The organism is Parasphingorhabdus sp. (genome assembly GCF_059726685.1).
Genome location: NZ_AP041068.1, coordinates 969,466 through 989,819 on the forward strand (window position 1 = coordinate 969,466; position 20,354 = coordinate 989,819).

Below are 20,354 nucleotides of genomic sequence, written 5' to 3' on the forward strand. Positions count from 1 at the left end.
TGATTAAAAAAAGGCCGGGATCGCTCCCGGCCCTTTTTATTTCTGCTCTCTATTTAGAAGGCAGTATTTTTAGAATTTGGCGCGAACACCAAGACCGACACCGAAAGATTCTGTGTCATCCCGTAAATTGGCGTTGAAGCCCTCACCGCCGCCAGCCACAAAGCTGCGCGTAAAGTCGCGGCGATAGACTTTGGTATAGCGGCCTTCCGCAAAGATATCGAAGCGTTTGCTGGCTTTCACGGTTGCGCCAATGGCGCTGAAGGTCACCAGGCCAGTCGGGTTTCCGTCCACTTCAAAAGTCGGCGCGGTCGCGACGCCATTGTTGGGGAAATAGTTAATGTCCGCATCAACCACGCCGATGCCAATACCGCTGCCGAAATAGGGAATGACCTTCTGATTGGGCGACCAGACGATGTCATTATAGAGCGCCGCCGTTGCCGTGAAACGGTTGATGCTGCCACCAAATGTCTGATTGCCGCCGTTAAACGCGCCGCCGTCCACATCGGCTTCTGCATAGCTCGCTTCCACTTCGACGCGGGGTTTCAGAAACGGGATCAGGCCGTTTTTAAACTGATAACCGATCGCGCCTCTCAAGGCGAAGCCTGTGTCATATTCCACATTCACATTGGCGGGTGCGCCCGCGACTCCGGGAACGCCGGCATCGGGGTTTTGGGTGCCGACAAAGTCACTGTCGTTCAAAAATTCTGCGGCTGCGGATGCAGACAGATAAAATCCTTCTTTTCTGTCGTCTTCAGACTGGGCGAGGGCCTGCCCCGAAAAAAGCAGACCGCTTGCCAAGCCGGCAAGAGCGACAGAATGGCGAAGATTTTTGTTATAATTCATGTAAACTATCTTTCTCGGTGCAATCACGCGCACCATTAGAGTTGGGGGACAGGAAGCTTTTCGCGGCGAACCGGTGTCCGGTTACACACGCGTCAAAATTAATGGAGTGAACATGCAAGACACGATATATCGAGGTTCCTGCCTATGCGGCGCTGTAACGATTGCCGTCGAAGGAGACCTGCCCGGACCGAACGTTTGTCACTGCTCGCAATGCCGCAAGCAATCCGGTCACTATTGGGCCTCCACTGACGTGCCGCGCGACAGGTTGACTGTCAAAGGCGAGGAGAATCTTCGTTGGTATCAATCTTCCGAAAAAGTTCGGCGGGGTTTCTGTGAAACCTGTGGTTCCTTCCTTTTCTGGGACCCGGTGGGGCGTGAAACAATCGCCGTTTCTATGGGCACGTTTGACGGACCGACACAGACGAAGCTTTCGGGTCATATTTTTGTAGCGGACAAAGGCGATTACTATGACATTGCCGACGGTTTGCCGCAGGAAGATCATTGAGGCGACAAAGCGGGGCGTTTGTAAATTCTTCCAGCACTAACCATAACAAATGAATTATATTGCACTGCAACATTGAACATCTGGCCAGAAGCTCTATGAGGCTGGCTATGTATGATTTGGCGATAATTGGTGGCGGCATAAACGGTGTTGGCATTGCGCGCGATGCAGTGGGCCGGGGATTGAAAGTCCTGCTGGTTGAGCGCGACGATCTGGCGGCGCACACATCGTCGACGAGCACCAAGCTGGTCCATGGCGGCTTGCGCTATCTGGAACATTATGAATTCAGCCTGGTGCGCAAAGCGTTGCAGGAGCGCGAAGTGCTGCTGCGCAATGCGCCGCATATCATATGGCCCATGCGTTTTGTCTTGCCAGTGGATGAAGGCATGCGCCCGGCGTGGTTCCTGCGCCTTGGCCTTTTTCTGTATGACCATCTCGGAACCCGGTCGCTATTGCCAGGAACCAAGAGCCTTAACTTGCTCAAGGATTTTCGCGGGAAACCGCTGCAGAAACGCTTGAAGAAAGGTTTCGCCTATTCCGATTGCTGGGTCGAAGATGCGAGGCTGGTTTCGCTGACGGCTCGCGATGCCAAGGAGCGCGGGGCTGATATCCGCATCCAGACGGAATGTGTTGGAATAGAACGCAGCGCGGATCATTGGAGCTTGCAGCTCAACGGGCAAGATGGCGAAGCGACAGAGCAGGCCAAAGTGTTGATCAATGCCGCCGGGCCCTGGGTTGATCCGGTAACGGCGCTTTATGACCAGAGCAGCAACGCTGCAAAACTGCGCCTCGTCAAAGGCAGCCACATCGTCATTGCGCGCAAATTTGAAGGCGATCACAGCTATATCTTCCAGAATAAGGATGGCCGGATCATCTTCGCCATTCCCTATGAAGGCGACCACACCCTGATCGGGACGACCGACCAGCCATGGAGCTATGACGAAGGTCCGGCGAAGATCAGCGACAATGAAATCGACTATCTCTGCTCTGCGGCAAGCGAATATTTTGCCGAACCAGTGACCCGCGACGATGTACAATGGACTTATTCCGGGGTGCGGCCGTTGTTTGATGACCACAGCCAGTCCGCCTCGACCGTGACCCGCGATTATGTGTTTGACTATAATGACGACGGCGGCGCGCCTGTGCTGTCAGTCTTTGGCGGCAAGATAACGACATATCGGGTCCTTGCGCGGCAGGCGATGAAGACGCTGAAGGCGGCCTTGCATGTCGAAACCGATGACTGGACCAAAACCGCACCGCTGCCGGGCGGTGATTTTCCCGCAGATGGTTTTGACGCCTTGGTCGCGGAATTTAGTCAGCGCTGGGCGTTTCTTGACAAAGATGTGATGGTCCGTCTGGTGCGGGCTTATGGCACCGATGTCGCGATCCTGCTGGGCGATGCCGAAGATGAAGCTGCCCTCGGACGCCATTTCGGCGCCGGTCTCTATGAGATTGAGCTCCGCTGGCTGATGGCCCATGAATTTGCAACTACTGCTGAAGACGTGCTGTGGCGCCGGTCCAAACTTGGTTTGCATATGAACGAAGCCGAGAAAGTATCGGTAACCGAATGGTTTGCCGCACGGGCCTTGAAAACAAAAACGGCCAGCACCGTTTCCTGATTGACGCGCCGTCATCACGATGGCAATAGGCGCGCTTGGAAACAGGCGGGTGTAGCTCAATGGTAGAGCAGAAGCCTTCCAAGCTTACGACGAGGGTTCGATTCCCTTCACCCGCTCCAAGTTATTGAAAATAAATCATTTTATTTAATCTTGTGGCTGTTGAGGTTAGCGAGATGACAGAAGTGCATTATAATCTCGCAAAAAAGCCCCGTGAATCAGTCCACCGATATCCGCTTTATCCCGAAAGCGGACACTGGATGAGCGCAAATGCCGCCCGATATAAGGGAGGGTCAAGGGGTTTATATCGGGCGACTTTGCACGCAACCGGGACGCATTCCCGCGTGCAAACTGGGGAAGTCAATTTGTTCGAAGCGAAGATATTGGGCGTTCGATGCGATGTTCCGCGATCGCAAGCAGCCAAAGCAAGACCGGACGAGATGAGTCGCAAGAGCTTCTTTTTTTGTGAACTGTATAAAGAATTTCACTGATAAGGTCTGCGCGCATCTGATTGGAAGATTCTGCTGAGAGATAGCCGTCAAGCCATATTTCGAACTCGACCAGCAACCTCCGATAGGCCGACTGGCTACCGGCATGTGCTTCGGTCATCAGGCTGTTCCAATTGGGCGGGCTATAATGCGCGACTGACGCCTGATTGTAACCGCTTACAAACTCGACGGCGAACCATTTCCTTGCCGGCTTGGTTCTTTGCAGATGGTCCCGCTGCTTGCGGATGAATTCAGATGAATGGGTTAGCGTCTCAGTTGAAGTTGTCATCATAATGTTCATCGTTACATTCCCAATATTTTTTGTGTGCGCAAGTGACATGCAATCGGGTTCGAAACACCGTCGTTTGTCTCTTGTCGGTCCGTCTTTTGTTGCGGGATCTAGAGCCTCGGCCAGCGGGTATCCGTGCGCAATTCCAGTCTCCGCTCGCACCATCCAAGCTAGGTATTTGCTGTGCCCAGTCTTACTTGGTCGTGGCGCGGAGCATCCATGCCGATTTTTCGTGCAGTGTAATTCTTGGCGTAACGACATCTGCTGTCGCATCATCGCCGATTTCCTCTGCAACGCGGAGCACTTGCCTTGCAGATTTGGCTACCTCCTGATGTCCTTCAGCCAAATTGGTCACCATCGCTTGCCAATCTGGTTGACCTGCTTCCTCTTTGACCGAAGAAAGCAGAGCCATTTCTGAATAAGATGAAGGTGCATATTTACCAAGTGCCCGAATGCGTTCAGCGAGTTCATCGACGGCATTCCACATTTCGACATATTGCTCCATGAACAAGGCATGCAGTTGTTGAAAGTGCGGCCCTTCAACATTCCAATGATAACCATGTGTCTTTAGGTACAGGGCATATGTATCGGCGAGCAGCTTCTGGAGCGCATCTGCTGAAAGGGCGCGGTCTCGTGTGGAAATTCCAATGTCTATGTCCATTTGAGTATTTCATTCTCTGTTTTGAGTGAAGAAAGTCGTTGGAAGCACCAGAGTGGCAACGACGGATTACGGCAAAAAATCATTTGGGCTGAAGAATTGATAATAGCGAGATAGAGAAAGCCGCCTTTTTTGTGGCGGCTTTCTCATTCTTGAAAGCCGAATTAGCAGGACCAGGAACGATTGATATCAATCCCGAACGCCAATGGGGCCATTCGGGGATATCCTTATGGGTAGGCCGCCCGCATCGCTGCGACAGTGGCCTCGGTGTTCTTGACGTCGCTCGCTATCATCCGGAAATTCGTAAGAGCAGCTTCATATCCGTTATAATGCGGTGTTATCGCACCGGCGGTTGCATTTGTGACCACCATGACTTCAAAACCCTGCTCAACCAACTCGCGCATGTGCGATTCCGTGCACAGATTGGCTGACATCCCAGCAAGCACGATTTTGGAGATACCGGCCTTACGAAGCTGCAGAACCAGATCGTTGGTTTCCGGGCCGTAGATCTTGTGCGGGCTGGTGACAACAGTCTTGCCGTTGTTGATGTAAGGCTTGTAGCGCTCCAACCAGTCAGAACCTGAACCATCGAAGCCTGTCAGGTCCAATTGCCCTGCGCGATCGAACATCCCGAGAGAATGCATCAGCACCTCAAGTGCGCCTTCATGCTTCCATTTGTGGTCGTGCGGAAAATAATAGTGAGGAGAAATAAACATCGGCATACCAGTGTCGCTTGCCGTTTTCATGAGCGTTTCGAGATTTTCAACGACCCCGTTTTCCGTCACGTTTTTCCCAACGACACCCCATGTGACGCCATCTTCGGACAGAAAGTCGACCTGGGGATCGGTGATGACCAGTGCGGTCTTGCCTGGCTCAATTTCAAACCCTGGCAATGGAAGTCCGTCATTGACTGGCGCCTTATGTGCAGTAACAGCTGAAGAGGCCTCCTGCGCGACAGCATTTACACCAATAGGTGCAAATAAAGAGCCAGTCATTAGCAAGCTTACTGTCATGAATTTAGATAGTTTTTTCATATTTACTCCCAAATATTATTTATTTACACCAATAATTAGTTTTTTATTATAAAGTTGACAAAGATTAGAGCAATCGTTTGTATGTTGATTGCGGTGCAGCAACTACGTTTTTTGCTGCGCTGCTAACAGGTTGAATTTGTCATTTCAGAAATGACATTAGTCATGGATTGGGGGCCGGGTGGATACTCTTAGTGATATGAGCGTTTTTGTAGAAGTGGCTCGGGCGGGCAGCTTCAAAGGGGCAGCTGAAAAGACGGGACTTACTGCGTCAGGAGTAAGCAGAAAAATCGGCCGGTTTGAAGATCGCCTTGGAGCGCGGTTGTTTCACCGCACAACCCGGGCAGTTTCGCTGAGCGAGGCCGGAGAAGTGCTTTATGAACGGGGTGAGAAAATCATCGAATCGCTTCGTGACGCGGAAGATGTCGTTCGCGATCTCAGCGGACGCCCAAGGGGCCAAATGCGCATTGCATCTTCCGCCACTTTCACGGCCAATGTGCTTATTCCATTCTTGAGTTCGTTCGCCAAGGAATTCGACGAAATTACCGCAACATTCCTGCAGGCCGATGGCGGGATCGACATCATCGGTGAGCGTGTGGACCTTGCCCTATTGTTCAAGCAGCCGACCGAGACGACCGTGATCTCCAGCAAGGTTTTCGATGACCCGTGGATCGTTTGCGCATCACCGGAATATATAGAGCGCAATGGAATGCCGGCCGTGCCGCACGATTTGACTGATCATAAGTGCCTGACCATTCACGCCTCTCGCCAGACCGATGATGAGTGGGACTTCATTGAGAGTGGCAAGCCCATCACCGTAAGAGTTGAAAGCGTGTACTCCGGCATTGGTCTTGCCATGCGCAAAGCTGCATTGGAGGGTTTGGGCGTGGCGCGGCTGGCTCACTATTTGGTGTGCCAAGATGTGCTGGATGGGAAGCTCGTGCCTTTGCTCAGCCAATACTGGCCGAAGTGCGACCGTGCGATCTACGCGGCCTACCCAAATCGGGAATACTTACCTACCAAGTCTCGGGTCTTTCTCGACCGTCTGCAGGAATATATGCTAAAAACCATGATCAAGGTTGATAATTAGCTACGACGTATCTGCGTTATCGATAGCATTGGCATCATGGATCTCTTTGGACACGGGCGATATGCCTTCATTCATGCAGATGTGCCTTCGTTGGTTTAAGTTGGCATCGCTCTGGATGAGATTTGGTGGACCATTGGACGTCTGGAATTGTGCTGGTAGCGCATGTCATTTACTCTATCCATGATGTCCGTTTTTGCGCCCATAGCGGGTATAACAGATATGTCAGATATCTCACTAAACGAATGTCTTCTCCAAAGGACTATAATAACCAATGCCTTTCATCCGCTCCAGTTTACAAATCCGCAAAACCTAACAAAAAGTACCCATGTCTGCCTGCGCTAGACATGCCTGTCATCAGCAGTTAGCCTGAAACAAAAAATAGGAGGCTGCCCCATGTATGACGTTGCGCTAACCGAATCTTATTTTCCAGCGCAGGGTGGGCCGGAGCCGTCTCCGATGACCGTTGGCGATATGCTCCGCCAGTCGGCGGCGCAGGCGCCCGATCAGCCGGCGCTGAAAGAGCTGACTTATGAGGGCGCGATTGACCGCTGCTGGACCTATGCTGAACTTTTGAGCGATGCGGAGCGATTGGGCCGGGCGCTTGCCAGTCGCCATGCGGAGGGTGCAAGGGTCGCGGTTTATGCCAATAATGTGCCCGAATGGGTGCTTCTGGAGCTGGCCTGCGGCCTCGCTGGCGTGACGCTGGTGACGGTCAATCCGGCCTATCAGAAGCGTGAGCTGAAATATGTGCTCGAACAGTCGCGTTCCGAGGCAATCTACTATGTCGCAGACTTTCGCGGGAACCCGATGCAGGAGATTGCCGACGCGGTCTGCGATGAAATTCCGGCGATCAAGCACCGCATATTGCTGACCGATCATGATGCTCTCTATGCGGGGGAAGATAGCGGCACGCTGCGTAATCCGAAACCGCAGGATGCGGTTCAGCTGCAATATACATCCGGCACGACCGGTTTCCCGAAAGGCGCAGTGCTTCATCATAACGGCCTCGTCCGCAATGGGGTTGATACGATGGCCCGGGGCGGGATGGAACAAGGCGATATCTTCATTCATACCATGCCGCTTTTCCATACAACCGGCTGCGCTATACTGGTGCTGGGCGGCTTTGGCCGGTGCGGTACTATGTTGCTTGCCCCGATGTTTGACCCGGTGATGATTGCGAATGTTATCGAAAGCGAACGCGCCAAGTTCATTCTCGGTGTGCCAACCATGCTGGTCGCTCTGATCGATGAAGTGCGCCGATCCGGTCAGGATGTTTCCTCGACGCGGCGGATCATGTCTGGCGGCGCGATGGTCGCCCCGCAACTGTGCCGCGATGCCAAGGATGTGTTCGGTGCGCCGATCCAGATTGTCTACGGCCAGACGGAAACCTCACCCGTGCTGACGCAGGCCTGGTATGAGGATTCGGACGAGGACCTGACCCAGACCATCGGCCAGCCTGCGGCGCATACGGAAATTTCCATCCGTGATCCACAAACCAACACTGTCCTGCCGGTCGGAGAGCAGGGCGAGATTTGTGCGCGCGCCTATAGCGTGATGCTGGGCTATAATGACAATCCCGAGGCCACGGCTGCTGCGATCGATAGCGAAGGCTGGCTGCATACCGGCGATCTCGGGCGCATGGATGCGCGCGGCTATGTCAGAATTACCGGCCGGGTGAAGGAGATGATCATTCGCGGCGGCGAGAATCTGTTCCCGGCGGAAATTGAAAATGCGATGCTGGAGCATGACGGGATTGACGAAGTCGCTGTTGTCGGCATTCCAGATGACAAATGGGGTGAACAGGTTGCCTGTTTCTTCCGCAGCGGTTCCGGCCAGACATTGCACGCGGACGATCTGAAAGCCTTCATCCGTGATCGCCTGTCACCCCAAAAGACGCCAGCCTATTGGATCAGTGTATCGGAATGGCCGCTCACCGGCTCGGGCAAGATTCAGAAATTCAAACTGGCCGAGGCGTTTGAGGCGGGAGAGTTTGATCTGCTCAGCTAATGTGGCCGTTCGCTTCGGATGACAAAACGGTCGGCTGGCCGTAACTACGCAAGACACCCGGGTGGACTCGCATTGCGAGCTAACTAAGATGTCAGCCCTCATTCTAACCTCAAAGGAAATTCAGATGGCTGTTAATGTAATCTACAAAACCAACGCCACGGCTACTGGCGGACGAGATGGATCGGCAAAGTCTGATGACGGGTCCGTCGATGTGAAGTTGGTCGTGCCGAAAGAAATGGGCGGACCTGGCGGTGTTGGCGCGAATCCGGAAAAGCTTTTCGCCGCCGGTTATTCGGCATGCTTTCTTGGTGCAATGAAAGCCGTCTCAGGAAAGGAATCTGTTCAAGTCCCGGACGATGCCACGGTAACAGCAACAATCGGCTTTGGCCCGCGTGAGGAAGGCGGTTACGGGATCACAGCCGATCTGCAGATCGCACTGCCGGGTGTGGATCACGCCGATGCCGAACGTTTGGTTCACGCGGCGCATGAGGTTTGCCCCTACTCAAACGCTACGCGCGGCAATGTCGATGTCGGTCTCACTGTCGTTTGACGCGGTGCCCGGATAATCGCCGGGTATAGCTGATCTGTGTATCATTCCGCCTGACGAGCGGAATACCAGACTGCGCAGCCGGCAAAAAATGTTGCAATGGCTCCGCTTGCTCCGGCCAGTGGCACGGCGCCCAGTCCCATACGCACGGCAGCAATATTCAGCACAATCGCGACCAGTCCGGTAATCAAACTGACCAGACCGAGCGCGCGGCCAATGGTGTCCACTCCCCTAAACAGCGCCAGACCGAAAAATATCGCAGCCAGTCCTAGAACAACCTTGGCCAGATAATAGAACAGAAATGATCCCGCGAGGACGGTACCCATGAGGGGTGCAAATTCTTCCCCCGCCTGGCTTGCCGGCAAAAACATGGACAGCCCAATGCCCGACTGGATCATGTTCATTAATCCGGCAACCACCAGCGCCGACCAGCCCAACTGCAGGCTTGGGGAACGGATCAGGCCGACAACAGAAGCAATCGCAATGGCGGTAAACAGCAGAATTTCGACGGTCCAGATCGTCGATCGCAACGGCCAGCCTTCGACAATCCCCACGCCGCTAAGGGTCGCGGTATAAACCAGCTGTGAAATAACAGTGAGTATCAGCAGGGCTGATATAAATATTGCGATAGGACGCATCGTCTGTGGCATGATTCCTCCTTGGTCTCCCGAGTATCAGCTGTATTCGATCCAATCCGTCAATTGGTTACACAGTAGAAAAAGATGGGGCCGACCTTATGAAGAATAATATGCGAATATGACGATTCTGGCCATGGATAAGATCAGTAAGCCAATCCAAAGCCCCGTGGAGGCAATGAAATTTTTGCTTTGTACGAACGTCCGCTTTGGGCGCAAAAGCGGACATTAGGATTCATCCGGTTCAAGCTAAAACGGCAAGTTGCCGCAATTGCTTTTGGGTTCTTCTCCGGCAAAAACCGATTGCACAAACGGTAATGAGTCATTGGTTGATCCGGGAACAACACCGCGATGATCCAGATCGGGATATAATTTCGACACGATGTTAGAACCTGCCTTGCACGCCCCTTTGACCAATGCGGCCTGCATCCGTGGCGGGGTATCCCTGTCCTGTCCGCCTGTACCTATAAACGTAGGAACCGGCAGTTTCAGGGTTGGGTAACCCATCTTGGAAAAGGCGGCAACCAGAGGTTCGGTCGGAGGCCTTTTGAACACCCGATTATAAGTCAGCTTTTCTTCGATGACGCGTGCTTTGACATCCTTGTGGCAAGTGTTCTGCACGGACCTGGCAATCGGCAAGACATCCTCTGAAACATAGTCAGTCAGCTTGAACTCCGGATTGATCCGCTGAACCAAGGAAAGGGCGAGCATATTATATCCGAGCATCGGATCGACCCTGTCCGGTGGACGGGACTCTTGAAGGGCAACCAAAGCTTTGGGCGAGAAATAAGGCACCCCTGTTGCGACGACTCCCACAATATTCACATCCGGCGCATATTCAGAGGCATGGGCAGCTGTAGCTACAGCTGCGCCAGCGCCTTGCGATTGGCCAAAGAGCACGACCTTTTTTGATACTGGAAAATCACCTGATTGTACCGCCCTGATAATATCTAGATTGCTATAAGCTTCCGGACGCGTGGCGAGATAAGGATGCGTTCCCGGTGTTCCTAAACCCTGATAATCGGATGCAACAACTGCATATCCATTTTTAAGCCAGAACTGGAGATGCGTTCGGTCTTGATCCTGACGTCCGTTCCATGATGGCGCACAAATATCTGCGATCCCAACGGTCCCGTGAGTCCAAGCCATAAGCGGCCAACCACTGGCCGGTGCCGTGCCCTCTGGCAAAAACAATACACCGGAGACCGGTAGCAGGCGGTTGCCATTCAATCCGTCAGTCGATGAATAGAGCAATCGGACATTTTTTGCCGCTCCGGGGTTAGACTGGCTCTGATTTAGTGGTTCTTTTTTTATCAAAACACCTGGAGTCTTTAGCTCACGATCATATTCATAGAAATCTGATAAGAAGCTGTCGCCCAAAGTCATGTGGGATGAGAATGTCGGCTTGCTTGAAGTATCACTCGGAGCGGGAGTTGACGCACATGCACCAAGCAAAATGGCCGAAGCTAAGGCGATGTTGATTGACGAAGATTTCATATAGTCGCGCTTCCTTATTCCAAACAATGGAAGCTAGTCAGCCAATCCAGTTTGGGCAAGCTAATGTCCGCTTTCGGGATATTGCGGATGCCGCGATACCACCCCAATCCCCATTCCGGTTCTTCCGCAAACTTTCAGCAAAATGAACGGTTTGCCTGTCCTGATACAATTTGCGACAATTTTGTCCTGTTCTGACAAATTTACGGGACATATCACCCTTAGAAACATGTTCATGGCGACCATCAAGGACCGCCTCCCTGAATGAGTAGATAAGGATGAATAACATGAAAAAGACAATTTTGATTTCGAGCGCGGCGGCCCTTTTGATCATGGGCGGTGTCGCCATTGCGGCTCCCGGTGGCGGCGGCGGAAAAGGCATGATGCGGGCCGATGCCAATAATGACAACCAGATTACCCGCGCGGAGATGACGGCTTCTCTGGAAGAACGCTGGACAAAAATGGACGTCAATCAGGACGGCCAGATTTCCCGGGCTGATCGTGATGCTCGCAAGGCCCAGCGCTTTGCTGAAATGGACACAAATGGCGACGGCGGTGTTTCCCAGGCAGAGATGGAAGCGCATCGCGCCAACCGGAAGGCCGAACGGTTTGCCCGCGCCGATGTAGATGGCGACGGTAAATTGAGCCAGGAAGAAATGCAGAATATGCGCGGCAAGCGTGGCGGCAAAGGCTGGGGCAAACGTGGCGGCAAAGGCAAGCGCGGCGGCATGATGAAGCGCGCCGACACCAATGGCGATCAGATGATCAGTAAAGCCGAGTTTCAGGCAGCAGCGATGGCACGCTTTGACAAAGCAGATGCCAATGGTGACGGCATAGTGACCGCTGAAGAACGGCAAGCGGCCAGTGAAGCGCGCCGCGGCGCAAGGAATAAAAGAGGCGGTTAATCCCTGAACCACTCTTTTATGTGAACGGGTCACCGGCATACCCTCCCGTAACAGCGCCGGTGATCCGTTCCTTTTTTATAAACCTGTGTTAGGTGAGCCAGATGTCGGGACAAACGCATATCCTATTGGTCGATGATGAGGCCACGTTGCGTGAACCGTTGGCCGAATATCTGGTAAAACAGGGTTTTCGTGTTCAGCAGGCCGGTGATGCCAGTCAAGCGCGTTCGGTAATGAACGCATTTAACTTTGACATTGTCTTGCTTGATATCATGATGCCGGGAGAAGATGGTCTCAGCTTCTGCCGCCATGTTCGCGAAACGACGGGAACACCGGTTATTTTCATTAGTGCGAAAGGCGAAGAACTGGAACGGATTATCGGCCTGGAACTCGGCGCCGACGATTATGTGACGAAACCCTTTAGTCCGAGAGAGTTGGTAGCGCGGATCAAAGTTGTGTTGCGGCGAACCAACGGGGGCAATGGGGTGAAGTCCGGCAGCGGGGCGATTTACCAGTTTTCCGGTTGGACGCTCAAAACCGATCAGCGCAGCCTGGTCGACAGCGAAGGCGTTGCGGTGCCGCTGTCCAGCGGTGAATATCAGATGCTTCTCGCCTTGCTTTCGCGCGCAGGCCAAGTGCTCAACCGTGATCAGCTGCTCGATATTACGCAGGGCCGCGAAGCACATGCTTTTGACCGGGCCGTTGACAATCAGATAAGCCGATTGCGCCGCAAAATAGAGGCGGATCCTAAAAACCCGGAAATTGTCAAAACCGTCTGGGGCGGCGGCTATGTTCTGGCCGGGGACGTTCGGACATTATGAAGCGATTTCTGCCCAACAGCTTGATCGGCCAGCTTTTGGCGCTTGTGGCGTTCACCTTGCTGATCGCGCAGGGGATTAACGTCGCTTTATTATATCAGGGTGCGCAAAACCAGAAAATGGTGGAGGCGTCTGCTTCAGCCGTGGCGCGGATCGCCTGGGAAGCGGAAAGAATTAATGAACGCGGCTTTCGCGAGCGGCGATATCGCCGCGATGGCAGCCTGCGCATCCGGCGAAACCGTCCCAGCACTACCTCGCAAAGCGCGATTGAAGACGGGCAAACCCGATTGCCAAGTGTCGAAGAACGTGCCGCCCGTGCGTTCGACAATCTGGGAATTACTTCATTGTCTGTTCAGGCCGCGCGCGTTGATAAACTCCCTGCCAATATGAGAAACAGCGTGATCGGATTGGGCCGCGAACGTCAAAGATTGCGCGCGATCGCCTATCGCAAAATGCCCCACAAGATTGATGGTTTTATAATCATGTCTGCACAGATTGGCGAAGGAAGATGGCTCAATATTGCGGCTGTTATTCGGGATCGTAACCCTCGCCTTGCCCGGACACTGATCTTTCAGACCGCAGTAATATATCTGATATTGCTGATCCCGCTGATCTGGTTGGGACGATATATATCACGACCGCTGAAAGCGCTGACCAAAGGCGCGGAAAATTTCCGGCCGGGGGCAAGCGATCCGATAGCGGAAAGCGGACCGCCCGATACCAAGCAACTTATCGCCGCGTTTAATGGAATGAATGACCGTGTCGGCGCGATGCTCAATGAGAAAAATGTCATGCTGGGCGCGATCGGCCATGATTTGCGCACCCCCCTGGCGGCGCTGCGCGTACGGGTAGAAAGCGTGGAGGACGAAGACGAACGCGACCGGATGATTGCCGGGATTGATGATATGGACCGGACGCTGGATGACATATTGTCACTGGCACGGCTCGGGCGGTCAAAAGAAGCGGCAGAGCCAACCGATATCAGTGCGCTGATCGAGACAGTTGCGGATGAGTTTACCGACATGGGCGCGGCGGTTTCCTTCACGCGCAGTGGCCGGACAATCGCCAATATCCGGGCGACCCTGATCCGCCGGGCACTAAGGAACCTGATCAGCAATGCCGTGAAATATGGCAAAGAAGCCGCCGTCTCTGTGGACAAAGACGGGGACAGGCTGGTGATTCATGTGGATGATAATGGCCCGGGCATCGCGGAAGATCAGATTGAGGCCATGTTCGAACCCTTTGCCCGTGCCGAGATTTCCCGTAACCGGGCGACCGGCGGTTCGGGTCTTGGCCTGACACTCGCCCGCGCAATCATGCGTGATCATGGCGGTGATGTACTCTTGCAAAACCGGGCCGAAGGCGGCCTTCGGGCATCACTCATCCTCAGTCTGGATTAGCGACCTTCTGCCACCCAAGGGTGATCGATATCCTGCGGTTGCGGGGATCATATATATCATGCGGTGTATAAGGTTCGCGGTCCGCGACGCCCTCAATTTTGAAAAACGCATCAGGGCCTATGCCATTTTGTTGCAAGGTTTGGCGTGTCGCCTCGGCCCGCGCGGTGGACAGCATCCAGTTGTTCATTGTGCGCCCGGATGAAAAGGGCAGGGCATCGGTATGCCCCCGCACCATGAGCGGGTTGGGTGCCGGTTTGATTGCGGCCGCGACCTCGGCCAGCAATTTGCGCGCAGGCGCTCGCAGTGTGTCGGTGGCGAGTGCAAACATCGAAAAGTCGGCCTCGTCGATCAGCTCGATCCGCAGGCCTTCCCGTGTTTCGGTAAAGCGAATGTTGTTGTCGAACCTTTTCAACTCTTCGCTACGTTCAAGCCGCTCCGTGATCCGCTGCCTGACCGCGGCAAATTCCTCACGGTCTTTCTGGTTGTGCACTGCGTTGGCAGCGGTGCTGTCTTTCGGAATGGCGAGCGATCGTTCCCCGACCTGGGCGGCGCGGCTGCGGTAGTCGTCCTCGGAAAGGATGGAATCGCCGCCGAAGAAGCTGTCTGCCCCTGCATTATTCTCTCGCATTTCAACCAGCGTTGGCGTGAAATATTCGGCCAGCGCCTTGCGTTCCTGTTCATCGGTGGAACTGAGCAGCCATAGCAACAGGAAAAATGCCATCATCGCGGTGACAAAATCGGCATAGGCGACTTTCCAGGCACCGCCGTGATGGGCGGCCGGGCCGGCGACAATCTTTTTGACGATTATCGACCTTGGTTCCGTTTCATTTTTGCCGCGCGCCATATCTCAGGATCCGCGCATGCCATCAAACACATCGGCAAAGGCCGGCTGGTTGACCTGTATCAGGCCGGACCGCGCGGCTTCGATAACCAGCGGCTGCGGGTGGCCATAGAGCGAGGCAACGACAATCTGTTTGACGATATGATAGATCGCGCCATCCGCCTCGATGACTTGCCGGGCGCGCGTGGCCATGGGGCCGACAAGACCGTATGCGAGCAGCACGCCTAAAAAGGTGCCGACCAGCGCAGAGCCGATCATCGCGCCCAGTATCTCTGGCGGTTGGTCGATGGCGCCCATGGTTTTGACAACACCGAGGACCGCCGCGACGATGCCAAGTGCGGGCAGAGCGTCAGCCAGATTCTGCAGATCATTGGCGGGGGCAATCGCCTCGTCATGACGCGTCTTCAAGCTGTTATCCATGACTTCCTCGACCGCATAGGGATCAAGCGTGCCCGACGAAACCACCACCAGCCGCAGCGTATCACAGATCAGCGCCATCAGCTTATCGTCGGGCAGCAGATTGGGATATTCGGCGAAGATCAGCGATGCATGCGGATCCTCGATATGCGGCTCCAGTGCCAGCGGCCCGTCGGCCCGCATTATCTTCATCAATTTGGAAACCAGAAAGATGCAGTCGAGGAAATCTGCCTTGCCATAGCGCGGGCCTTTAAAGACTTTTGCCACGCCACCAGCCAGGGCTTTCAGACCCGCGATATTATGGCCGATGACCAGCCCGCCAATGGCCGCCCCGCCGATAATGCCCATTTCAATCGGCAGCGCGCGCAGAACCGCGCCCATGTCACCGCCCGAAAGAGTGAAAACGCCAAACACCATGACCATGAGAATGACGATACCGATGGCTGCGAACATAAATGCTTCCTGTCATAGATTATGGCCGGAATTCTGCGCCCTTGCAGCCGCCCGCTTCTGTTCGTAAAACGGATGGAGAAAATCGATTTTTAGCGGATTTGGTCAAATAGCGACGATTGCTCGATCCGCGCATAGGCCGCCTGTGCTGCCTCCAGGCTGATCAGCAGTTTCTGGACCTCGGAGATAGCCAGTGTGATGTCGGTTTCCTCCAGAGACGCGCGATATTCGCTGACATCAATCCTGCGATCTTCCAGCCGCGCTGCGCCCTGCAACAGTCGGTCATTTTCTATGCCGTGGTTACCCAGGATGTTCGCCGCAATATCGCTTTGCAGGCGCAGGGGATCGAGCAGGGCGCTGCGTTGATCGGCATTACCGATACGGATGGTATTTGCGATATTGGCGATCAGCGGATCGAGCGCATTGAAGCCGTCCCGTGACGGTGCGGCAATCGCAACCATGTCGTCGTCAATCGGGATCTCCAGCGGCGGGCCAACAACAAATAACGGCCGTCCGAATCCATCCTCCTGATCCAGCATGTCCGCAATTGTCCGGCCAATGCCTTCGACTTCTTCCGCAATGGTTTCCCGGTCCACTGGCGAAATCGTCTCGTTACTTGCCTGCACCAGCAGTTCGGTGGCCCTGGCCAGTTGGCTGTTAATCTCACTCATCGCGCCGTCGGCCTGTGCCGCGATGGACAGGCCGCGATCAATATTGCGCAGCCACGCATCCATATTGGCCTGCACCTTGGCGATGCTGGAGATTTCCGACCAGGATGCAGGGTCATCCGATGCCCTGTCGATGCGGCGCGTCGTCGCAATTTGCTGCTGGCGCTCCGCGATATTCTGCGCCAGCTCTTGCTGCAGGACTATATCACTGGATGGGCGGGTGCGGTTGACGGATTGCATGGGAAATAGCTCCAGATTTTCAGAATATCGCGAGGATGCTCTGCATGGTTTCGCGGGCAACCTGAATGACACGGGCAGACGCGTTATAGGCTTCCTGAAAGCGCAGCAGGTCGGCCGCTTCTCGGTCGAGATCAACCGAGGAGAGGCGGTCGCGCGCGTCGCGGGCGGCCTGATGCTGTGTCGCTGCCGCCGCATTTTCGCTTTGTGCAGCGGCCGTGGTTATCGCCTGTGCGCCGATGATATTGGTCCAGACCTGCTCAACCCCGGCGGGACCTCTAAGGGTCGGTAAATTCGCGATATTGCCATTGGCCGGGCCACCCGGTGCGGCAAGGGCGAGATCGGACGGATCCTGGGTCAACATAGTGAGCGCAGCGGCACCACCAGCTGCGCTAAGAAACGGCGGCCCAGCCCCGCCGCCATCGGTTTCACCTGCTGCCTGCCAGCCATTCAGGTCGGCAGCAAACTGCACGGCGAGGTCATCGAGTTCGGTGCGCCTTTCTATGGTCGTCGCGGCGCTGGATATCATTGCGGCCAGCGACCCGCGCGACGGAGCGGTCAGGTTCACAGCATTGGCGACAAGCCCGATACTGTCATCCGCCCCGGCCAGGACTGAAAGAGAGTTGACCTCACCGATGTCGACCAGCGACTGGCCGTCATAAGTAATATTGGCGATACCCTTGTCCCCAAAGCTGGTCGTCACATCCATCCGCTCGCTTAACACCGCCAGCGCCGTGTCCCGCTGGTCGAGGAGTGCGGCCTGTTTAGGGGTGCCATCAGCGGCGACACGCAGGGCGAGATTGGTTGTCGCCAGATTGTCCAGAGCGGCGTTAAAGGCGGCGACCTCCTGTTCGGCCGAACTGATCAATTGATCGGAAACATTGGCGAGATCATTGGCGGTGCGGTTGATGGCCGAGACGGCGGCATCGATGTCGTTGATAAACTGGTTGCGCAGGATGTTGCTGAACGGGGAGCCGGCCAGCTCCTCACCCATGGCAAACAGTTTGGCCAATCTGGCGCCAACGCCATGTTCGGTATCGGCCAGCGCGGTTTCGGTATTTTCCATCCAGCGCGCCCGTGTTTCTGCGCCATAGAGGGATGCGCCGGTCAACCGGACATTGGCTTCCAGAAACGGGTCTGATGACCGCGCCACGCCGTCAATATCCACCCCGGCAAAATTGATCTGGTGGATGAAATAGGGGTTGATCGCGCTGGTCGTGCTGAGCTCGCTGAGCCGCAGGTCCCGGCGCACATAATTGGGGTTTTCAGCATTACCTATGTTCGATGAAACGGTCGACAGGGCTTGCTGGTAGGCCCTTATGCCCGACAGGCCGATGGAGAAAATATCCGTCATAATTTGCCTTTCCATTGCGCAACCAAAAGATCGGCGATGCCCAAGCCGTTGTTTTGAACCATCTCGTCGGCGAGACGGTCATCCATCATGTCGCGAAATTCTGTGCTGCCGCCATTGCCCATGACGTCGTCACCCGGACTGGACTTTCGCATTGCTCCGATCATGTCGCGCAGGAAGATCGCCTCGAAAGCCTGTGCGGCCTGTTGAAGCTGTTGGCTATCGGCCGCAGCGGGCGGCTCGCTATTTTGCGAGAGGGAAAGGGCCGGTATCATTGAATCAATAACTCCGCTTTCATCGCCCCGGCCTGTTTCAGTGCCTCCAATATCGCGACGAGATCGCCCGGGGTGGCACCGACCGCGTTGATTGTTTCGACAATCTCGGCCAGCGATGCGCCGCGATCAAAGGCGAACATCGGCGCATCTTTTTCTTCCACGCTGATTGCGCTACTGGGTTCTACTGCGGTCTCGCCGCGGCTAAACGGGGCCGGCTGCACGACCAGCGGGTCTTCCTGAATTTTCACGGTGAGCTTGCCGTGGCTGACCGCTGCTGGTGTGATGCGGACCATGTCGTTAATCACCACCGTACCGGTGCGCGCGTTGACGATGACCCGGGCTGCGGCCTTGGCGGGCGTGACCGCGATATTTTCGATCAGGCCCATTTGCACGATACGGCTGGCAGCGCCTCGATCGGTGCGAATCTGGATGGAGACGGCATCAATCGCCTCGGCCATTCCGGATCCCACTTTGCCGTTAATGGCATCGGCCACGCGCAGGGCGGTGGTCAGATCCGGCTCTGCCAGATTGAACGTCAGATACGGTGTGTCGGCAAAGCCGGTTCCGACGCTGCGCTCTACGGTTGCGCCGCCGGGTATGCGGCCAGCGCTGGGAATATTGACCAGCGTGCGTGAGCCATCGGCGGCCTCGATGCCCAGACCGCCAACCGCCAGATTGCCCTGTGCCATCGCGTAAATCTGACCATCGGCTCCGCGCAGGGGCATCATCACCAATGTTCCGCCGCGCAAGGATTTGGCCTTGCCCAGCGCGGACACGGTGATGTCCAGTCTCTGGCCCGGTTTGGCAAAGGGCGGCAGCTCTGCAGTAACGATCACGGCGGCGGCGTTTTTGAGCGACGGATTGACGCCCGGCGGCAGTGTCAGGCCAAAACGGGAAACCGTGCCTTTCACCCCCTGCGTGGCATATTCCAGATTATCATCGCCCGTTCCTGCCAAACCAACCACCAGGCCATAGCCAGTCAGCTGGTTGGTGCGCAGGCCCTGAAAGCTGCCAATATCCTTGATCCGTGTGGCGCTGGCCGGAGCCGTCCACAGCAGGGCAGCACCCAAAGCGATGCCGGTGAGCAGTTTGGAGAAATAGGAAAACAGGGTGAGTTTCATCGCCATCATCCAGTCAGAAAGGTGATATGGTCGAGAAGAATTTCTGCAACCATCCCTGCTTGCTGGCGCGGGCAATTTCCCCTGATCCGGCATAGCTGATCTGCGCATCCGCCACCCGTGATGACAGCACCCGGTTATCCGTGCTGATATCGGCTGTACGCACGATGCCGGTCATCTGGATATATTCCTCACCGCGGTTCAGGTTGATCACTTTTTCGCCCTTCACTCTCATCGTGCCATTGGGATAGACCTGCGCAATCGTGACACTGATTTCACCGAGCAGGCTGTTGGTCTGCGCTGCCCGTCCTGAACCAGAGAACGACTGATCGCCGCCAATATTTATGTCGCTGGGGTCAAAAAGGGCTAGTGGCCCGGTGGCCGGCGGTGTCAGGCCGAAATCGCTACTCTTGCTGGTGGACGCGCTGTTGGTCTTGCGCGCAATGGTCCGCTCGACCAGCTCTATCGTCAGGACATCACCAACCATTGCCGCGCGTGTCCCGCTGGTCAGGGCAGCATAGCCATTGGCGGCCTGAAATATCGCGCCATTGCTTTGTGTCTTTGCCATGTTGATCGGCGGCATGGTCGGTTCAAATCCAGACTGCGGGCCGCCGTTGATGCCGCCAAAACAGGCCGACAAGGCGCAGGTCGCCAGAATGATGGAAACGGTTCTCATC

General features: G+C 55.2%; 21 protein-coding genes and 1 tRNA gene. 9 read left to right on the forward strand and 13 right to left on the reverse strand.

Features of this window, described 5'->3' with window-relative positions:
• Positions 1–69: 69 nt before the first annotated feature.
• Positions 70–843 carry a hypothetical protein gene (locus AC6I9Z_RS04840; protein ID WP_461458397.1) on the reverse strand — a complete coding sequence of 258 codons (774 nt, stop codon included), beginning with the start codon at positions 841–843 and terminating at the stop codon, positions 70–72.
• Positions 844–955: 112 nt separating this feature from the next.
• Here AC6I9Z_RS04840 and AC6I9Z_RS04845 point away from each other — a divergent pair, with 112 nt between their 5' ends.
• The 3 genes from AC6I9Z_RS04845 (at position 956) to AC6I9Z_RS04855 (ending at position 3,083) form a co-directional block, all read left to right on the forward strand.
• Positions 956–1,348, forward strand: coding sequence for a GFA family protein (locus AC6I9Z_RS04845; RefSeq protein WP_461458395.1), 393 nt, complete (start codon positions 956–958; stop codon positions 1,346–1,348).
• 95 nt (positions 1,349–1,443) lie between these two features.
• Positions 1,444–2,964, forward strand: coding sequence for a glycerol-3-phosphate dehydrogenase (gene glpD, locus AC6I9Z_RS04850; protein ID WP_461458393.1), 1,521 nt, complete (start codon positions 1,444–1,446; stop codon positions 2,962–2,964).
• Between the two features lie 45 nt (positions 2,965–3,009).
• Positions 3,010–3,083, forward strand: a tRNA-Gly gene (locus AC6I9Z_RS04855).
• Positions 3,084–3,321: 238 nt separating this feature from the next.
• Here AC6I9Z_RS04855 and AC6I9Z_RS04860 read toward each other — a convergent pair.
• From AC6I9Z_RS04860 to AC6I9Z_RS04870, 3 genes are all read right to left on the reverse strand, one after another.
• A complete protein-coding gene (locus tag AC6I9Z_RS04860) occupies positions 3,322–3,750 on the reverse strand; it encodes a hypothetical protein (protein WP_461458391.1) in 429 nt (142 codons plus the stop codon).
• 181 nt (positions 3,751–3,931) lie between these two features.
• Positions 3,932–4,399: a Dps family protein gene (locus tag AC6I9Z_RS04865; RefSeq protein WP_461458389.1), complete on the reverse strand. Its 468-nt coding sequence runs from the start codon at positions 4,397–4,399 to the stop codon at positions 3,932–3,934.
• A gap of 224 nt (positions 4,400–4,623) precedes the next feature.
• Positions 4,624–5,430, reverse strand: coding sequence for an isochorismatase family protein (locus AC6I9Z_RS04870; RefSeq protein WP_461458387.1), 807 nt, complete (start codon positions 5,428–5,430; stop codon positions 4,624–4,626).
• 196 nt (positions 5,431–5,626) lie between these two features.
• Between AC6I9Z_RS04870 and AC6I9Z_RS04875 the strand changes: the two genes are divergently transcribed.
• From AC6I9Z_RS04875 to AC6I9Z_RS04885, 3 genes are all read left to right on the forward strand, one after another.
• Positions 5,627–6,517 (forward strand): LysR family transcriptional regulator, encoded by an 891-nt coding sequence (locus AC6I9Z_RS04875; RefSeq protein WP_461458385.1) that lies wholly within the window; start codon positions 5,627–5,629, stop codon positions 6,515–6,517.
• Between the two features lie 393 nt (positions 6,518–6,910).
• Complete coding sequence (locus tag AC6I9Z_RS04880; RefSeq protein ID WP_461458383.1) at positions 6,911–8,524, forward strand: class I adenylate-forming enzyme family protein; 1,614 nt, start codon at positions 6,911–6,913, stop codon at positions 8,522–8,524.
• A gap of 124 nt (positions 8,525–8,648) precedes the next feature.
• A complete protein-coding gene (locus AC6I9Z_RS04885; RefSeq protein ID WP_461458382.1) occupies positions 8,649–9,074 on the forward strand; it encodes an organic hydroperoxide resistance protein in 426 nt (141 codons plus the stop codon).
• Positions 9,075–9,115: 41 nt separating this feature from the next.
• Here the strand turns inward: AC6I9Z_RS04885 and AC6I9Z_RS04890 are convergent, their stop codons facing one another.
• On the reverse strand, positions 9,116–9,721 hold the full coding sequence (locus tag AC6I9Z_RS04890) for a hypothetical protein (RefSeq protein WP_461458380.1): 606 nt from the start codon (positions 9,719–9,721) through the stop codon (positions 9,116–9,118).
• 234 nt (positions 9,722–9,955) lie between these two features.
• On the reverse strand, positions 9,956–11,203 hold the full coding sequence (locus tag AC6I9Z_RS04895; RefSeq protein ID WP_461458378.1) for an alpha/beta fold hydrolase: 1,248 nt from the start codon (positions 11,201–11,203) through the stop codon (positions 9,956–9,958).
• A gap of 284 nt (positions 11,204–11,487) precedes the next feature.
• On the opposite strand from AC6I9Z_RS04895, the gene AC6I9Z_RS04900 reads away from it, so the two are divergent.
• The 3 genes from AC6I9Z_RS04900 (at position 11,488) to AC6I9Z_RS04910 (ending at position 14,320) form a co-directional block, all read left to right on the forward strand.
• Complete coding sequence (locus tag AC6I9Z_RS04900; RefSeq protein ID WP_461458376.1) at positions 11,488–12,105, forward strand: EF-hand domain-containing protein; 618 nt, start codon at positions 11,488–11,490, stop codon at positions 12,103–12,105.
• 101 nt (positions 12,106–12,206) lie between these two features.
• On the forward strand, positions 12,207–12,923 hold the full coding sequence (locus AC6I9Z_RS04905) for a response regulator (protein WP_461458374.1): 717 nt from the start codon (positions 12,207–12,209) through the stop codon (positions 12,921–12,923).
• Positions 12,920–14,320 carry an ATP-binding protein gene (locus tag AC6I9Z_RS04910; RefSeq protein WP_461458372.1) on the forward strand — a complete coding sequence of 467 codons (1,401 nt, stop codon included), beginning with the start codon at positions 12,920–12,922 and terminating at the stop codon, positions 14,318–14,320. Before AC6I9Z_RS04905 ends, AC6I9Z_RS04910 begins: the two co-directional genes overlap by 4 nt.
• On the opposite strand, the gene AC6I9Z_RS04915 is transcribed toward AC6I9Z_RS04910, so the two are convergent.
• The 7 genes from AC6I9Z_RS04915 to AC6I9Z_RS04945 all read right to left on the reverse strand — a co-directional run bounded on the left by AC6I9Z_RS04915 (position 14,307) and on the right by AC6I9Z_RS04945 (position 20,353).
• Positions 14,307–15,164 carry a flagellar motor protein MotB gene (locus AC6I9Z_RS04915; protein WP_461458370.1) on the reverse strand — a complete coding sequence of 286 codons (858 nt, stop codon included), beginning with the start codon at positions 15,162–15,164 and terminating at the stop codon, positions 14,307–14,309. The two genes, AC6I9Z_RS04910 and AC6I9Z_RS04915, sit on opposite strands and share 14 nt — an antisense overlap.
• Before the next feature lie 3 nt (positions 15,165–15,167).
• A complete protein-coding gene (gene motA, locus AC6I9Z_RS04920; protein WP_461458368.1) occupies positions 15,168–16,031 on the reverse strand; it encodes a flagellar motor stator protein MotA in 864 nt (287 codons plus the stop codon).
• A gap of 89 nt (positions 16,032–16,120) precedes the next feature.
• Positions 16,121–16,936 carry a flagellin gene (locus tag AC6I9Z_RS04925; RefSeq protein WP_461458367.1) on the reverse strand — a complete coding sequence of 272 codons (816 nt, stop codon included), beginning with the start codon at positions 16,934–16,936 and terminating at the stop codon, positions 16,121–16,123.
• A 19-nt stretch (positions 16,937–16,955) separates the two neighbouring features.
• The gene (gene flgK, locus AC6I9Z_RS04930) at positions 16,956–18,287 is read right to left on the reverse strand and encodes a flagellar hook-associated protein FlgK (protein WP_461458365.1); all 1,332 of its coding nucleotides are present in this window, start codon (positions 18,285–18,287) and stop codon (positions 16,956–16,958) included.
• Complete coding sequence (locus tag AC6I9Z_RS04935) at positions 18,284–18,559, reverse strand: rod-binding protein (protein ID WP_461458363.1); 276 nt, start codon at positions 18,557–18,559, stop codon at positions 18,284–18,286. The genes flgK and AC6I9Z_RS04935 overlap by 4 nt, the downstream gene beginning before the upstream one ends.
• The gene (locus tag AC6I9Z_RS04940) at positions 18,556–19,686 is read right to left on the reverse strand and encodes a flagellar basal body P-ring protein FlgI (RefSeq protein WP_461458361.1); all 1,131 of its coding nucleotides are present in this window, start codon (positions 19,684–19,686) and stop codon (positions 18,556–18,558) included. The genes AC6I9Z_RS04935 and AC6I9Z_RS04940 overlap by 4 nt, the downstream gene beginning before the upstream one ends.
• A gap of 7 nt (positions 19,687–19,693) precedes the next feature.
• On the reverse strand, positions 19,694–20,353 hold the full coding sequence (locus AC6I9Z_RS04945) for a flagellar basal body L-ring protein FlgH (RefSeq protein ID WP_461458564.1): 660 nt from the start codon (positions 20,351–20,353) through the stop codon (positions 19,694–19,696).
• Position 20,354: the final 1 nt, after the last annotated feature.

Coding starts and splice junctions, on each gene's coding strand:
- AC6I9Z_RS04910 (WP_461458372.1), top strand. CDS start 12,920: ATGAAGCGATTTCTGCCCAACAGCTTGATCGGCCAGCTTTTGGCGCTT.
- AC6I9Z_RS04875 (WP_461458385.1), top strand. CDS start 5,627: ATGAGCGTTTTTGTAGAAGTGGCTCGGGCGGGCAGCTTCAAAGGGGCA.
- AC6I9Z_RS04945 (WP_461458564.1), bottom strand. CDS start 20,353: ATGAGAACCGTTTCCATCATTCTGGCGACCTGCGCCTTGTCGGCCTGT.
- AC6I9Z_RS04885 (WP_461458382.1), top strand. CDS start 8,649: ATGGCTGTTAATGTAATCTACAAAACCAACGCCACGGCTACTGGCGGA.
- AC6I9Z_RS04935 (WP_461458363.1), bottom strand. CDS start 18,559: ATGATACCGGCCCTTTCCCTCTCGCAAAATAGCGAGCCGCCCGCTGCG.
- AC6I9Z_RS04860 (WP_461458391.1), bottom strand. CDS start 3,750: ATGAACATTATGATGACAACTTCAACTGAGACGCTAACCCATTCATCT.
- AC6I9Z_RS04940 (WP_461458361.1), bottom strand. CDS start 19,686: ATGGCGATGAAACTCACCCTGTTTTCCTATTTCTCCAAACTGCTCACC.
- AC6I9Z_RS04890 (WP_461458380.1), bottom strand. CDS start 9,721: ATGCCACAGACGATGCGTCCTATCGCAATATTTATATCAGCCCTGCTG.
- AC6I9Z_RS04895 (WP_461458378.1), bottom strand. CDS start 11,203: ATGAAATCTTCGTCAATCAACATCGCCTTAGCTTCGGCCATTTTGCTT.
- AC6I9Z_RS04915 (WP_461458370.1), bottom strand. CDS start 15,164: ATGGCGCGCGGCAAAAATGAAACGGAACCAAGGTCGATAATCGTCAAA.
- AC6I9Z_RS04870 (WP_461458387.1), bottom strand. CDS start 5,430: ATGAAAAAACTATCTAAATTCATGACAGTAAGCTTGCTAATGACTGGC.
- AC6I9Z_RS04905 (WP_461458374.1), top strand. CDS start 12,207: ATGTCGGGACAAACGCATATCCTATTGGTCGATGATGAGGCCACGTTG.
- AC6I9Z_RS04880 (WP_461458383.1), top strand. CDS start 6,911: ATGTATGACGTTGCGCTAACCGAATCTTATTTTCCAGCGCAGGGTGGG.
- AC6I9Z_RS04900 (WP_461458376.1), top strand. CDS start 11,488: ATGAAAAAGACAATTTTGATTTCGAGCGCGGCGGCCCTTTTGATCATG.
- AC6I9Z_RS04840 (WP_461458397.1), bottom strand. CDS start 843: ATGAATTATAACAAAAATCTTCGCCATTCTGTCGCTCTTGCCGGCTTG.
- AC6I9Z_RS04865 (WP_461458389.1), bottom strand. CDS start 4,399: ATGGACATAGACATTGGAATTTCCACACGAGACCGCGCCCTTTCAGCA.
- AC6I9Z_RS04925 (WP_461458367.1), bottom strand. CDS start 16,936: ATGCAATCCGTCAACCGCACCCGCCCATCCAGTGATATAGTCCTGCAG.
- AC6I9Z_RS04845 (WP_461458395.1), top strand. CDS start 956: ATGCAAGACACGATATATCGAGGTTCCTGCCTATGCGGCGCTGTAACG.
- glpD (WP_461458393.1), top strand. CDS start 1,444: ATGAGGCTGGCTATGTATGATTTGGCGATAATTGGTGGCGGCATAAAC.
- flgK (WP_461458365.1), bottom strand. CDS start 18,287: ATGACGGATATTTTCTCCATCGGCCTGTCGGGCATAAGGGCCTACCAG.
- motA (WP_461458368.1), bottom strand. CDS start 16,031: ATGTTCGCAGCCATCGGTATCGTCATTCTCATGGTCATGGTGTTTGGC.